Source organism: Terriglobales bacterium (genome assembly GCA_035764005.1).
Classification (GTDB): Bacteria; Acidobacteriota; Terriglobia; order Terriglobales; family Acidobacteriaceae; genus Gp1-AA112.
The window spans coordinates 125134-139266 of sequence record DASTZZ010000065.1; the positions used below are offsets into that span (position 1 = coordinate 125134).

The 14133-nt window shown below is 56.5% G+C and carries 11 protein-coding genes; 6 read left to right on the forward strand and 5 right to left on the reverse strand.

The features are described 5' to 3' along the window. Positions 1–43: 43 nt before the first annotated feature. Positions 44–1768, reverse strand: a complete 1725-nt coding sequence (locus tag VFU50_10310; GenBank protein HEU5233244.1) for a chloride channel protein — start codon at positions 1766–1768, stop codon at positions 44–46. Beyond that, positions 1765–2946 carry a tetratricopeptide repeat protein gene (locus tag VFU50_10315; protein ID HEU5233245.1) on the reverse strand — a complete coding sequence of 394 codons (1182 nt, stop codon included), beginning with the start codon at positions 2944–2946 and terminating at the stop codon, positions 1765–1767. Before VFU50_10315 ends, VFU50_10310 begins: the two co-directional genes overlap by 4 nt. Positions 2947–3349: 403 nt before the next feature. On the opposite strand from VFU50_10315, the gene VFU50_10320 reads away from it, so the two are divergent. The 4 genes from VFU50_10320 (at position 3350) to VFU50_10335 (ending at position 9723) form a co-directional block, all read left to right on the forward strand. Continuing rightward, positions 3350–6046 (forward strand): PIG-L family deacetylase, encoded by a 2697-nt coding sequence (locus VFU50_10320; protein HEU5233246.1) that lies wholly within the window; start codon positions 3350–3352, stop codon positions 6044–6046. Between the two features lie 140 nt (positions 6047–6186). Then, a complete protein-coding gene (locus tag VFU50_10325; GenBank protein ID HEU5233247.1) occupies positions 6187–7641 on the forward strand; it encodes an APC family permease in 1455 nt (484 codons plus the stop codon). Positions 7642–7692: 51 nt separating this feature from the next. After that, the gene (locus VFU50_10330) at positions 7693–8313 is read left to right on the forward strand and encodes a DinB family protein (protein ID HEU5233248.1); all 621 of its coding nucleotides are present in this window, start codon (positions 7693–7695) and stop codon (positions 8311–8313) included. Positions 8314–8553: 240 nt separating this feature from the next. After that, positions 8554–9723, forward strand: a complete 1170-nt coding sequence (locus VFU50_10335; GenBank protein ID HEU5233249.1) for a pyridoxal phosphate-dependent aminotransferase — start codon at positions 8554–8556, stop codon at positions 9721–9723. A 79-nt stretch (positions 9724–9802) separates the two neighbouring features. On the opposite strand, the gene VFU50_10340 is transcribed toward VFU50_10335, so the two are convergent. Then, the gene (locus tag VFU50_10340; GenBank protein ID HEU5233250.1) at positions 9803–10753 is read right to left on the reverse strand and encodes a patatin-like phospholipase family protein; all 951 of its coding nucleotides are present in this window, start codon (positions 10751–10753) and stop codon (positions 9803–9805) included. Between the two features lie 105 nt (positions 10754–10858). Here VFU50_10340 and VFU50_10345 point away from each other — a divergent pair, with 105 nt between their 5' ends. After that, positions 10859–11515 (forward strand): tetratricopeptide repeat protein, encoded by a 657-nt coding sequence (locus VFU50_10345; protein HEU5233251.1) that lies wholly within the window; start codon positions 10859–10861, stop codon positions 11513–11515. 57 nt (positions 11516–11572) lie between these two features. Here the strand turns inward: VFU50_10345 and VFU50_10350 are convergent, their stop codons facing one another. Then, the gene (locus VFU50_10350; protein ID HEU5233252.1) at positions 11573–12220 is read right to left on the reverse strand and encodes a hypothetical protein; all 648 of its coding nucleotides are present in this window, start codon (positions 12218–12220) and stop codon (positions 11573–11575) included. A gap of 232 nt (positions 12221–12452) precedes the next feature. On the opposite strand from VFU50_10350, the gene VFU50_10355 reads away from it, so the two are divergent. Continuing rightward, positions 12453–12692: a hypothetical protein gene (locus VFU50_10355; protein ID HEU5233253.1), complete on the forward strand. Its 240-nt coding sequence runs from the start codon at positions 12453–12455 to the stop codon at positions 12690–12692. A gap of 106 nt (positions 12693–12798) precedes the next feature. Here the strand turns inward: VFU50_10355 and VFU50_10360 are convergent, their stop codons facing one another. Further along, positions 12799–13704, reverse strand: a complete 906-nt coding sequence (locus tag VFU50_10360) for a pirin family protein (GenBank protein ID HEU5233254.1) — start codon at positions 13702–13704, stop codon at positions 12799–12801. Between the last annotated feature and the right edge of the window lie 429 nt (positions 13705–14133).

The window sequence follows — 14133 nt, forward strand, 5'->3', positions numbered from 1 at the left end:
ATGCTTTGGACGTGCTTATCCAGATTGGGTAAGCACACTGGGATTAGTGGCCGAGAGTATCGAGGATGTCATGCATGGAAACCAAACCCACCAGGTGCGTGGGATCGGCTCGATGCATGACGGCGAGAAAGGGCCAGTGATGCGCGTGGCGAAGCGCAACTTCCAGACGGTTGTCGGGATAAACGGGCGGCATTCGCGTTTCCGGAAGACTGTGCGCCAAAGTTCGGGTGCCTTCCCCTTTGCGGACAAGATCCTGCAGAGCCGACGCGTCGATGCTCGACCAGCCAAACGGAGGATCATGGACGAGGACCTGTTTGGCGCCGCTTTTCTGTGCGGCTGCCAAAGCGTCTTCTATGATGTTCTGTAATTCCAGAATGGGAACATTTACAGGATGCATGGCATCTTCGATGCGCAGCACACGCTCTTCCCGTTCCTCTTCCATCGAAGGCAAATCGAGACCGTCCTGGCGGCTGAGCAGATCAAAGATTCCCACCGGCTGCAGGCTGCGAGAAATCAGGTAGGCGATAGTGTTGGCGAGAATCACCGGCACGATGATTGAATAGTTCCCGCTTACTTCAAGCACCATGAACACTGAGGTCATGGGCACACGCAGGAATCCGGCGAAGAGCACGCCCATGCCGACGAGCGCGTACGTTCCGATGGATCCGGTAACCAGATGCGGAAAGAGCAGGCGCTCAACTCCGCCGACAGCGCCGCCGAGCATGGCTCCGATGAAAAGCGTCGGCGCAAACATTCCGCCGGGTGTGCCGCTGGTGAACGAGAGAACAGTCGTAAGAATCTTCAAGCCGGCGAGGATCCCGAGCACTTGCCATGTGAACTGGTTGTGCATGGCGCGGTCGATGAACTCGTAACCTGCACCCATCACTTCGGGACGTCCGGCCCAGCCGATGGCTCCGATGATGAGCCCGGCGATCGCGGGCTGCAGGAATTGCGTCCAGCGCGGGAGCGCCTTCATGCGCGGACGCAGAATCTCAATCGCCTTACTGAAGACAATTGATGCGAAGGCACCCACTATGCCCAAGGCCGCGTACGCGAGAAGTTCTGACGGAGCAGTGAATTGGACGGCAGGAATGCGGAAAAGCGGCTGGGACCCGAGAAAGTATCGCGTAACTACGACGCTCGAAATTGCCGAGAGCACTACCGCGCCGAAAATCCCGGCGCTCCATCGGCCGATGACCTCCTCGATCACAAACAAAATCGCGGAGATCGGCGAGTTGAAAGCCGCGGAAAGTCCCGCTGCGGCTCCGATCGGGGCAATCAGCCGCAAACGCTCGCGCGTAAGCCGAAGCCTTCTGCCCAGAGCCGAAGCTATCGAAGCGCCAATCTGGAGCGATGGGTCTTCGGGACCGAGAGACTGTCCTGATCCAATGGCAATTCCGGAGCAGATGAATTTTCCAATCGCGGTGCGAAATGGAATATATCCATCGAAGATATACAGTGCCGATTTGGTCTGATTGACTCCACTGCCGCGGACCTTCGGGAACAGGAAGATCACGAGCACGGCGACCAGCAGTCCGGTCAATGCTGGCGCAAGTAGAATGCGCGGATACGGCGGAGAAAGCGACGGTCCAAGCAGAGTAATTCGCACGTATTCAATTGCAATACGGAAACAGACCACCGCCAATCCGGAGAATATGCCGATAAAAATCGCCAGTAGCAGGAAGAAGCGTTCGCCCTGCACTCGTTCTCGTTTTGGGAACAGCTCTCCCGAGTCCGGTGCTGTAACCGCAGCTGCGGGGACGTTCATTGCTGCAGGTCCTCCGCGTTTTGATAGATACGCAGCATCGCCTGGTCCTCGGCGCTTGGAAGTCCGCAGGGGTCCTGCTGCTCGACGGTGGTGACCAGACTGGCAACAGGAGCCAGGAGTTGCACCAGGTCGGCTCCGGTGCGTGCGCGTCGAATCTGGCCGTCAAGATAAACCCAACGAGCACGTGCTACCTGGAGCGGATTCATCCCGATTGTAGTCAGATCGATATTTTGAGCTTCTGCGCATTGCCGTAATCGATGGTCCGCAACATCCATGGCGAGCAGCAGCCGTTGGCGGCGCTCCTTGGTATCAATACGGCTCTCGAAGGGATTTGAGTCGATGACCAGCGTGACCAGTTGAATGAGCTGCTCAGTCGCGGGATCGTCATGGATTTCGTCAGCACCTTTGAAATATTCGAGAGCATTGCGAAATCTGCCCATGTGAAACGCCGCGCGTCCTGCTCCCAGCAACGCAGTTATATCGCGTCGATTCGCGCGAACCGCAATGCGATAGAAATCGAGCGCGCTGCGATCATCGCCAATGCGGCTGAAAGCCTGCGCTACCCAAAGCTGAGCGTTGCCGTTCTTCGGCATCTCCGCCGTGTAGGTTAAGAGTTCGCCGCGCGCTTGCGTCTTCAGGTCTTTCGAGATCAGGAAATTGATGAACTCCTGGCGGACCTGTTGCCGCTTCGTAACCGGATCGTCTTCCCATGCGCCATAGATGGCGCCATTGAAGTACCGGATCGCGTTGTCCGGCTCATTTTCTTTTTCGGCCAAGCGAGCCAGTTGCAGATTCACCGGGCCGCTTCCTGGCTGATCCTCAAGCAAGTTCAGAAAATATGATTTCGCCTCGGCCAGTCGATTTGATGCTTCCAGTGCCTCTGCAAGCGTGAACAGGTATTGAGAGTTGTCGTGCGAATACACCAATGCGGTTCGCAATTCGCCGATCGCTTCGGCAGGACGGTCGGCGTTGAGTGATGCCCGACCTTTGTCGAAGGATGACGAGCTCAGCTGCTGGCGCCGCTGAACATATAAACGATTTACGCTGAAGGTAAGAGCAAAGAAAACGGCGGCCATTAACGACAGCCAGACGACATAGATCGGCCGCCGATAAGCACGGATTCGCGCGCGTCCTGCGCGAACGCGCGCAGTCCACCAGGACTGTCGGGGAGTGCTCATTTAATGCTGTTTACAAAATAGCATCTGAGCGAGGTTAGGGCTGTCGAGTTGTATGAGACCAAGGCTATCGAAAGTGCAACATCGGACGTTTTAGGCGAGGGATGAGGATATCTGCATTGCTAAGGCATGCTTACGGCTGCATATTTACTGCACGCGTAGCGAACGATGGCGGACTGTCTAGAGACTGTCATCCTTCGCACAAAAGAAGCGCTTCAGGATGGCAGGTCTATGACATGCAGATCGATAAGATGGCAGGTCGTAAAACGTTTGATGAGAGCTTCGCCGACAATTAAGTCGCTATCCGAAATTCCAGCCCCACACAGTAGAATTCTCCCAGCTTTGCGACGTAATAAAAACCGCAGCCCGCTGCTGCGGAGGAGAATCTACTGTTGTTCAGGAACCGATGATCCCCAAACCAGTCGTCTTCCGCAAATTGTTTCTCAGTCTCATTCTCATCAGCGTTGTTGCTGCTTCTTCGCGCCTGGGAGCAGAAAAACCGACTCTCGCGCAGGATCAGGGCTTTGTCGCTCTGCAACAGGAATTGCAGCGCCTGCGCACCACCGCGCGTTTGATGCACACCACCGCACATCCCGACGATGAAGATGGAGGCATGCTAACGCTCGAATCGCGCGGCAAAGGCGCGACCGCCTTACTCTGCACGCTTACCCGCGGCCAGGGCGGTCAGAACAAGTCTGGTGACGCATTCTCTGACGAGTTAGGAGTGCTACGGACGCTGGAACTCCTGGCTGCGGATGAGTACTACGGGGTCGAGCAGCGGTTCACGCGCGTTGCAGATTTCGGTTTTTCTAAAACTCCGGAAGAGACGTTTGAGAAGTGGGGCGGGCACGACATCGCGCTGGGCGACATGGTTCGCGTGATTCGCACCTTCCGTCCTGACGTACTTGTGGCGCGTTTCAGCGGAACGCCCCGTGACGGACACGCTCATCACCAGGCGTCATCGATTGTGACGCAGGAGGCGTTCAAGGCCGCAGGCGATCCCAATCGATTTCCCGAGCAGATCAAAGCAGGTCTTCTTCCCTGGCAACCGAAAAAGCTCTACATCGGACACTTCGGCTCCACTGAAGACTCGAACGTGAAGTTCGACATTGGGACCTACTCGCCGTTGCTCGGCATGTCCTATACGCAATTCGCGGTGGAGGGCCTGGCGCACCAGACGTCGCAAGGCACAGGCGGTTTCCGCGTGTCTCCCGGACACCGCTACACGTACTACGCGCGCGTCGATTCCACTCTCCCAAAACAGGAATTGAAGAGCGAAGAATCGGATTTCTTCGACGGCATCGACACTTCGCTCCCCGGGCTGGCTTCAAGGCTGGGTTCTGACGAGAGCAAAGCTCAGTTTTTACGGCCTGCTCTCGAGCAAATGACGAAAGATGTGAACCAAGCAGCACAGGCAGCCAAGCCCACCGATCCCTACGAGGCCGGAGCGCCACTGATCGAAGGTCTGAAGGTCACGCGTGATTTGATCAAGCAAGTCGATGGATCCTCGCTTTTGGCACCCGAAAAGCTGGAGCTGCTGACAAACCTCCGCACCAAGGAAGCGCAATTCGAACGAGCGGCGGATCTGGCAATGGGCGTGCTGCTCGACGTATCCGTCGATCCTCCCGAAAGCGGGCAGGGCGGATTCTTTCGTCTTGAACAGACTTTTCAAACCGCGGTGCCCGGACAGACATTTACGCTTACCGCACGCTTTTACGATCGCGGAACACAAGAGGTAGATCCGGAGCAGATTGCGCTCGACATGCCTCAGGGTTTCAAGTCGGAAATCGTGAAGAGCGATCTCAAGCCCCTGCACTCCGGCGATATGGCTTCTGTGCAGTTCCGCGTGACTGTGCCCGAGAACGCGCAATACACGAAGCCCTACTGGGGACGCAAAAATCCGTACAAAGAGAGCGTCGACACGATCAGCGTGCCTGCGTATGAGACCTTGCCTTTGCCACCGTGGCCTTTTCAGGCGCACGCGGATTACAAGATCGCGCAGGGCGAAGGGGTTGCTCATGCGGTCGTGATGGCAAAGTTCATCGATCCGCTTACCGGTCAAGGGCAGCACGAGCTTCCTGTCGCGCCGGCGCTTTCCGTTGAATTCGATAATCCATCAGAACTGGTCCGTATCGACTCGGGAAAGCCGTTTTCTGTGGGCGTGCGCGTACGCAGCCAGCTCACCAGCGCCGCTGACGCAACGCTGCGATTTCAACCTCCGCAGGGCTGGACTGTTTCGCCTTCCAGCCGCGCGGTGCATCTGGAGCACGAAGGTGATGTCGCTGAATTGCAGTTCTCAGTGCAGCCGAAACTCGATCGCGAGCAACACTACGATTTCAACGGATTCGCCGACTATAAAGGCAAGGAGCTCAACCAAGGTTTTGATGTGGTCACGCGCAGCGATCTCGACCGTTTTTACTACTATCGTCCAGCCACCCTCGACGTGAGCGCCGTGCGTGTGAACCTGCCGCCTGGGTTGCGCGTGGGATACGTGATGGGAGCCGGCGATGAGATTCCTGCTGCGCTCAAGCAGCTCGGCATGGACGTGCAGGTGATCTCGCCGGCGAACCTGCCGAATCTCGATCTGTCCCGCTTCCACACCATTGTTATGGGCATTCGTGCTTACGATGTCAGCACGGACGTGCGCGTAAATAATCCCAGGCTGCTCGATTTTGTTCAGCAGGGAGGGACGCTGATTCTTCAGTACAACTCAGGTACTGGCGCGTTCAACGCCGGACACTACACGCCGTATCCCATAACCGCCAGCAATGCGCGCGTGAGCGTGGAGGAAGCGCCGGTAGAAATTCTCGATCCGCAGAGTCCCATTTTGAACTATCCCAATAAAATCACGACTCATGACTTCGACGGCTGGGTGCAGGAGCGCGGGCTTTACTTCATGAGTAACTGGGACGATCACTTCCATCCGCTGCTCGCGTCCAATGATCCAGGCGAGCAGCCGCAAAAAGGCGGCCTGCTGGTCGCCCAATACGGGAAAGGAACATACATTTACAGCGGCTACGCCTTCTTCCGTCAGCTTCCCGCGGGAGTGCCCGGTGCGATCCGGCTCTTCGTAAATCTCCTAAGCGCTGGAAGCCGGGGTTGAACACGAAGGACACGAAGATCACAAAGGTTGTTTGTCTCTGGTGCCCGCGTATTTCTACACGGAATCGTTGAACTCAAATGAGCAATCCTTCGTTTCCTTTGTGACCTTCATGTTAATCCGTTTTTGTTTTTCGCATGAAGATGGCCGTCAAATCTGAACAAGGGCTACTGCGCGGGATCGGGCTGCGCGAGGGTATTTCGCTCAATGTGATCGAGATGATCGGCGTTGGGCCGTTCATCACCATTCCTCTCATTATTCACGCGAGCGGCGGTCCTCAGGCGATGCTTGGCTGGATTCTCGGCGCGCTACTGGCAATGTGCGACGGCATGGTGTGGGCGGAGCTCGGAGCAGCGCTGCCGCGCGCCGGGGGATCTTATGAGTATCTGAAAGAAGTCTATGGGCCGCGCCGGCTGGGTAGATTGCTGTCCTTTTTATATGTTTGGCAGCTCATGATGAGCGCGCCGCTTTCGGCGGCGTCAGGCTGCGTCGGCATTGCCCAGTATGGGGCGTACATCTTCCCATCTCTGCAAAACGTCATTACTTCGCACAAATTTCAATTTGGCTCTGGGCGGCTGGCCTCACTCAGCGCCGAGGTCTCGCTTACTCACGGTACCTTGATCGCGATCGCCGCTTGCGTGGTGGCGATTGTTTTGGCGTTTCGCCGCGTGGACATTGCGGGAAAGATTTCCAACTGGCTGCTGGTTGGAGTGCTGGGCACCATCGCCTGGGTGATCTGGACCGGCATTGCTCACTTCAACTCTGCGCGTGCTTTCGACTTTCCGGCGGGCGCTTTCACTGTGAATCACGGTTTCTTTTTGGGACTCGGCTCGGCAATGTTGATTGCTACGTACGACTACTGGGGCTACTACAACATCTGCTATCTCGGTGCAGAGGTGCGCGATCCGGGCAGGACAATTCCGCGCGCAATTCTGTTCGCTATTGTGATCGTCGCTGCGATTTACGTAGTAATGAACATCAGCATTCTCGGCGTCGTTCCCTGGCGGGAACTCGATCAATCAGCGGTTACAGAATCACGTTTTTATGTCATCTCGACGATGATGCAGCAGGTCTATGGAACCCGCGCCGGACAGATCGCCGCTGTGCTGATCATCTGGACTGCCTTTGCTTCCGTGTTTTCGGTTTTGCTGGGTGTCTCGCGAATTCCCTATGCGGCCGCGATGGATGGCAATTTCTTTTCCGCTTTCGGGAAACTCAACCTGCGCGGACGATTTCCTTCGACCGCTCTCCTCTGTATGGGCGCGCTCACGTGCGTGTTGTCGATGTTTCGACTGGCCGACCTCGTAGCTGCGCTGGTGGTCATCCGTATCATGATGCAGTTCGTGCTGCAGGCGATTGGAGTAATGATCTTTCGCCGTACGCAGCCGGGGCACGAGCGTCCATTTCGTATGTGGCTTTATCCCATTCCGGCGCTTTTGGCCCTTGTCGGCTTTCTCTACATTTTGATTTCCCGCAAGAACTTCGAGCGCGAAGTGCTCTTCGCTACGGTTCTGGTTGTAGTCGGCACCGCGGCCTATTTGCTGCGCGCACGAGGCCGTCGGGAATGGCCATTCGCGGCATCAGAGCTCGCCCGCTAGTCCCAGGGTGGTATTCTTTCGGGTTCTAATTTCATCCCAGGAGATGCAACCGTGAGACTCAAAAACATCGCAGTTGTTGCGACGATCGTTTGTATGTCATGCGCGCTGAGCGTCGCTCAGTCCAGCGGATCGACTTCCAGCTCGACGCAGGCTTCAACGGCAGCTCCGACGATTGCTTCCATCGTCAACGGTCAGCTCAGAGGCATCGAACGCGAAATCATGGGTGCGGCTGAGGCAGTGCCGGAAGATAAGTTTGATTTTTCGCCCGGCACGGCGAATATACCTGGAGATTTCAAGACTCCTGAACCGGTCCGCACCATGAGCGAGCAGTTCAAGCACATTGGCGAAGCCTTAGATGCATACAGTGCGGGAATCATGGGCCAGAAGCCACCGTCGAGCTCCGGCGAGAACGGACCGAAAAACATTAAAACCAAGCAGGAAGTAATTGACTATCTCAAGGGAGCATTCGCGAAGGCACACAGTGCGATTGACACGATCACCGCGCAGAATGCAACCGAAGAAATGCCGAGTCCGTTCGGCGGGAACAGGAAAGTGACGCGTCTGAATCTCGCGGTGCAGATGGTCGGCCATAGCAACAATCATTATGGGCAGATCATTGAGTACCTCCGTATGAATGGAATCGTGCCTACCGAGAGCCGCCCGCGAAAGTAGAAACCAGCTTCAGTGGCAGTACTCATCGAGGCGGTAGCTAGCTTCCGCCTCGATGATCCACTAAGTAAGGAAGTGCTTGCATTGGCGGCAACTCACATCTGCGCTTCCCATTTATAGCTAACTGTGATCTCCCACGCGCGTCTTAATTAGGGAACATTCGCGGACGTCTCTGCGTAAAATCGCAGTAGCGTTGCTCAGGTCTAATCCTTCCAGCTTGATAGTCGATGTTTTGAGGTCAAGATGTTGGAATTGAGCCGAAAAGCGGCGGGAATTGCGCAATCGGAAATTCGCATCATGTCCGTCGAGTGCGAGAGAGCTCGCGGCATCAATCTCGCACAGGGAATCTGCGACACGGAAGTTCCCGAACCGGTACAGCGGGCGGCAATCGATGCCATCCGCTCACGCCAGAATTCGTACACGCGCCTAGACGGAGTGGCCGAGCTTCGGCGCGCAATCGCCCGGAAAATGCGCGATTACAACGGAATTGAAGCTGACCCAGAACGGGAAATCGTTGTTACCGCTGGTTCTACAGGCGCCTTCTACTCCGCGTGCCTGGCGCTGCTAAATGCAGGCGATGAGGTCATAGTCTTCGAGCCCTACTACGGCTACCACGTAAACACGCTGCGCGCTTTCGATTGCGTGCCGGTCTATGTGACGATGCATCCGCCTCGCTGGATCTTCAGCCGCGAACAATGCGAGCAGGCGATTACGACGAAGACACGCGCCATCATTCTCAATAGCCCCGGCAATCCCTCAGGCAAGGTATTTACACGTGATGAGCTTGAGTTCATCGCCAACCTGGCGATTCGTCACGACCTGTTTGTCATCACAGACGAGATCTACGAATATTTCCTCTACGACGACAACGAGCACCTGAGTCCGGCTTCTCTGCCTGGAATGGCTGAGCGCACGATTACCATTTCGGGATTCTCCAAGACCTACAGCATCACGGGATGGCGCATCGGATACGCCGTATGCGACGCGCGCTGGGCGCATTCAATCGGCTACTTCCACGACCTCGCCTACATTTGCGCGCCTTCGCCCTTTCAGCACGGAGTCGCGGCAGGTCTCGAAGAGCTAACCTCAGACTTCTACTCCAGCTTGGCGGATGAATATCGCGCCAAGCGTGATTTGCTCTGCACCACCCTTGAGCAAGTGGGACTTTCCCCATCGTGGCCGCAGGGGTCCTACTACGTGCTGGCGGATGTCTCAGCGTTGCCTGGCAGCAACAGTAAAGAAAAGGCCATGCATCTACTCGCCAGCACCGGCGTGGCCGCCGTTCCGGGTGAGGCGTTCTTTAGCGGAGGCGGTAAGAACCTGCTGCGTTTCTGTTTCGCCAAGACTGACGCTGATCTGGAAGAAGCCTGCCGCAGGCTCAGTCGAATGTCGGTAGCCGCGGCTTCGCGTTAGTCGAGACCGATTCCATCACGATAAACAAAGGTTGGATCCGGCTTCCATCGCTGAAGCGATGTCCGTTTACGAGCCTTTTTCACGCAGCCGAAACTGGCTGGTGGGCAACGATGGTCGACGGGGCGGCCCCGCTCTTCACCAGAGCGTGAGCCTCAGCGTATTGCTCGTATGCATCGCGCTCCGCAGCCCATGCGCGGAATGTAGGCAGCATTTTCAAACCAGCTTCGTAACCGACTTTCACGATTCCCAGCGCTTTCTGGAAGTCATCGAACGCATAGGCGCTTACGTCGGGCTCTATGAGCAGGTCGGCGTGGGCTTGCCATAGACAATTCATGTTGGCCTGAGCGATTGAGAAGCACTGGCCGATGACTTCCAGCACGTGACGCGGACTCTTCTGTACCCAATGAGCACTGAAGAAGATTGCCGCCACGCGATCGGCGCCCATATCCTTCAGCGGCTTGGCCGGCACAGCATGACCGAGCAGGCCATCGACCATCAGTCGGCCGCGCACACTTACAGGAAGAAACACGCCGGGATAGGCGCAGCTTGCGCGTACGGGATCGATCAGGTCTCCCTGGGTGAAGACGACAGGTTCGCCGGTCAGGAAGTCAGTTGCCGTGACGGCGAGCGGAATGCGCAGTTCCTCAAAAGTCTTAACTTTCAGGATGCGGTGCAGGAAGCCTGTCATACGGTCGTTGGTACAAAGACCGAAGCGGGAAATGGTGTAACGGGCGAAGTCTTTGAAGCGAACGATGGCGGCGATCTCTTCGAGTTCTTTTGCTGATACTCCGCTGCAGTAGGCCGCGCCGATTACGGCGCCGACGCTGGTTCCGGCTATGAAGTCAGGAAGAATTCCATTCTCTTCTAATGCTTTGAGGATGCCGACATGCGCGAGTCCGCGGGCGAATCCCCCGCCGAGGGCGAGTCCGATGCGACAGGGTTTCGGAGCTTCAATACGCGGTTGATGCGCGCTCTTTACTTCGCGTGCCAGAGCTCGCACGGACTTATGGAGGCCGTCGAAGAGTTTCACCAGGGCACCTCGCCCAAGCTGGTCACGCCGCCTCGGGCCGCGGCTTAAGGCCAGCACTATTCGGTAGATACGATGCTCAGGTGTCACAAACAAGATGCAGCTCTGATGCAGGTTTTCGTCGTTATTCGCGAGGCAACCAGATCCACGCGTGGCGCCCCGAACGCGTACCGGGTCGGCTTGCTCGTCTACAATCTCGGTATGAAGTACGTTTTTCGCCTGGCGTTAGTTGGCACATTCGGTGTTTTGGTCCCATCTCTCGCGGCCCAGCAGCCCGCCGCTTCGACACAGAACAGGCAATCGACGCACGCCTCTGATCCGCTGCCGCGATCCGACTCCGATCAGTCCACCGAAGCTCCGCCGCTGTCCCCTAATGAGAGTTCGAGCAAGCAGACGCAGATTGACCTATCTCCGCCCGCGAACGACGCAGCCACGCATCCGAATAGCGAGATCCCGGATGTAACCGAGATGCACGCATGGAATCCACACAAGGCTCAGAAGGATATCGAAGTTGGCGAGTTTTATCTGAAGCGCAAGAACTATCGGGCGGCCGAGGATCGCTTCCGCGAAGCCCTGGAGTATAAGCCAGGAGATGCCATCGCGACGTATCGATTGGCGGAGGCACTGGATGGGCTGGGACAGTATCCCGAGGCAATCAAGAACTATCAGGAGTACTTGAAGATTCCCTCTAACGACAAGTTCGGTTCGGAGGCGAAGAAAGCATTAGCACGGCTGGAGAAGAAAGAATCAGCGGAGAAGAGATGAACGGGTTGGTGATTTCGCGATTCGTGATTGAAAATCGCGAATCACGAAATCGCGAAATTACTTCTCCACGCGCACGAAGTCATCCGTCGTCGCATTTACCACCACGCCCAGATCCGGCTCATTGGAGTTCTTGCCATAGTTCACGTGCCAGACCAGCATCTGGCGGCGCGGTTCCCAATTCAGGCTGAAGTTCACTGGAGTATCCGGATCTTTTTTCAACAGGGCTGCTCCGCCGTGTTTCTGCGCAGTTTCAAGTGCTTTGTCGGAATCGATCTTCAGGTACACAAGATCGAATGGAGCCGTGGAAGTATTGTTAGGGCTGAAGCTGTCTTCGCTGCCCGGATTGATGCCCGGGCTGGGCGCGTCTGGTCCGGTCAATCCCGACCACATGTATGTCTTCATTGCCTGGCGCGAGCGTGAACCGAACAGTCCGCGCCATACGGCTGATTTGCCATCATGGCCTAGTGGCGCATTGGGATTGCCACCGGCGTTTTTGTAATTCTGCGACTGAATGCTGATGGGCTGCGTGTCAGGAGCCCAGCCGCGCGAAGTGGTGTAAAGACGCTGTAGAGCCACGCGCCCAGTTTCGGCTTCCGTAGGCTTCGGTGCGGGCTTCTCCGCCGGCGCGCTGTTCCCCGAGGGGGATGACGAGCAGGCACACAGCATCGCTGCCATGCCGAGAGTCAAAAGAATCTTGCCGGTCATGGACCGTACTATACCTGCTCCTTTGAATTCGCCAACGCACTCAAGTAACGGTTGGTATCAAGAATGCAACTGCGCGGGTTTCAGTTTTGAGCGGTGCTGAAATTGGCGGGCCAAGTTGACATGTCGCGCTCGCGATTCCGCTGTATGAAACCCAAGCTCTAAAGACGTATGTGACTGTCAATTGCGGCGAACCGCGCCGAAGAGACCGATTGCGATGCCGTATAGTTGATATATGGCCCGAGGTTTCGAGAGTAAGTCAGTCGAGGAGCAGCAGGCAGAAGCAAAACGGGAATCAAGTACAGGACAAAAGCTCAATCCAGAGCAGGCAGAGCGTCGCCGTAAGCGTGATGGGCTGGTGCTCTCGCGCAAGAATGTGCAACGCCGACTCGAATCGATCTCCAATCCCAGCCATCGTCAGATGTTAGAAGGCGCTCTAGCCGAAATCGATCGACAGATTGCGGAGCTAGGCTAAGCAGATTTCGCGCTTTATCTATCGCCGACGCGGCGCGGCTCGCGGTGGACTAGCGACCATACCAACAAGAAAGCTAGCCGCTAATAGCTAGCGGCTAGCTGCTTGTTTATCGATGTTTGATGAACGCCCCGGTATGCAGCTCGGCGATTGCCTGGCGAAGCTGCTCTTGCGTGTTCATCACGATCGGCCCGTACCACGCTACCGGCTCTTCGATCGGCTTGCCTGAAACCAGCAGGAAGCGAATTCCTTCAGGTCCTGCTTGGACGCTGATCTCGTCGCCACGGTCAAAGAGTACGAGCGAGTGGTTGCTCACGTCGTACTTGGCCGGTGCGTTCGGATCATGTGCCTGCTCGGTGAGCACAGCGCGTGGATCGGAGGCATCGCGGAACGTGCCTGAGCCTGCGAAGACGTAGGCAAAGGCATTGCGCGTAGTCTCCACCTTCAGACGCTTGCGCTGATTCGGCGGCACGGAGATGTCGACGTAGTTCGGGTCTGCGGCTACTCCCTCCACCGGGCCTTTCTTGCCCCAGAACTCGCCGCAAATTACGCGCGCCTTTGTGCCATCGTCGTCTGTGACCTCAGGAATCGCATTCGAAGGAATGTCCTGGTAACGCGGATCCGTCATCTTCAGCGAAGAAGGCAGGTTTGCCCAGAGCTGGAAGCCGTGCATGCGACCGTGCCCGTCACCTTTTGGCATCTCCTGATGCAGGATGCCGCTGCCAGCGGTCATCCATTGCACGTCGCCGGCGGTCATCTTGCCTTTGTTGCCGAGGCTATCGCCGTGCTCGACCGAGCCGGCGAGGACGTAGGTGATCGTCTCGATGCCGCGGTGCGGATGCCAAGGGAACCCTGCCAGATAATCTTCTGGATTCTCGTTGCGGAAGTCGTCCAGCAGCAGGAAGGGATCGAACTTGCTGGTCTGCCCAAAGCCGAAAGCGCGCTGGAGCTTTACCCCGGCACCCTCAACCGTTGCCTTGGTCTGGATGATGTCTTTAACTGGACGGAGCGACATAATTTACCTCCTTCTCTGTCGCTGGACAGGTTAACGAATCAGGTATTTGATGCTTGAGAACGATATTCGTTGCAACGAGTAATTTTACGGCTAGTCACTGTAACCCGTAGAACCTGTTGATCTGTCATCCCTTCGACCGCGGCGATCAGGCTTCGAGCTACATAGGTTTGGTGTTGCGGTCGAGGGGATCTGCTGTTCGTCGTACCGAGTAGGAAGCAGGTCCCCCGCTCCGCAAAGCAAATCCTTGATTCGGAAACACTGTTGCGGCGGAGCGAGGGATGACAGTGTCTAGAGTGAGCGAGGGATGACCGTGTCTGGAGTGAAGATGCATGTGAATCCTCGCCATCCGTTGATTCATATCTTGAAATACTCATTTCGGGATATGCAAAGTTCATTCTCACCAGCTATCGTATTGGGGCGAACTGTATG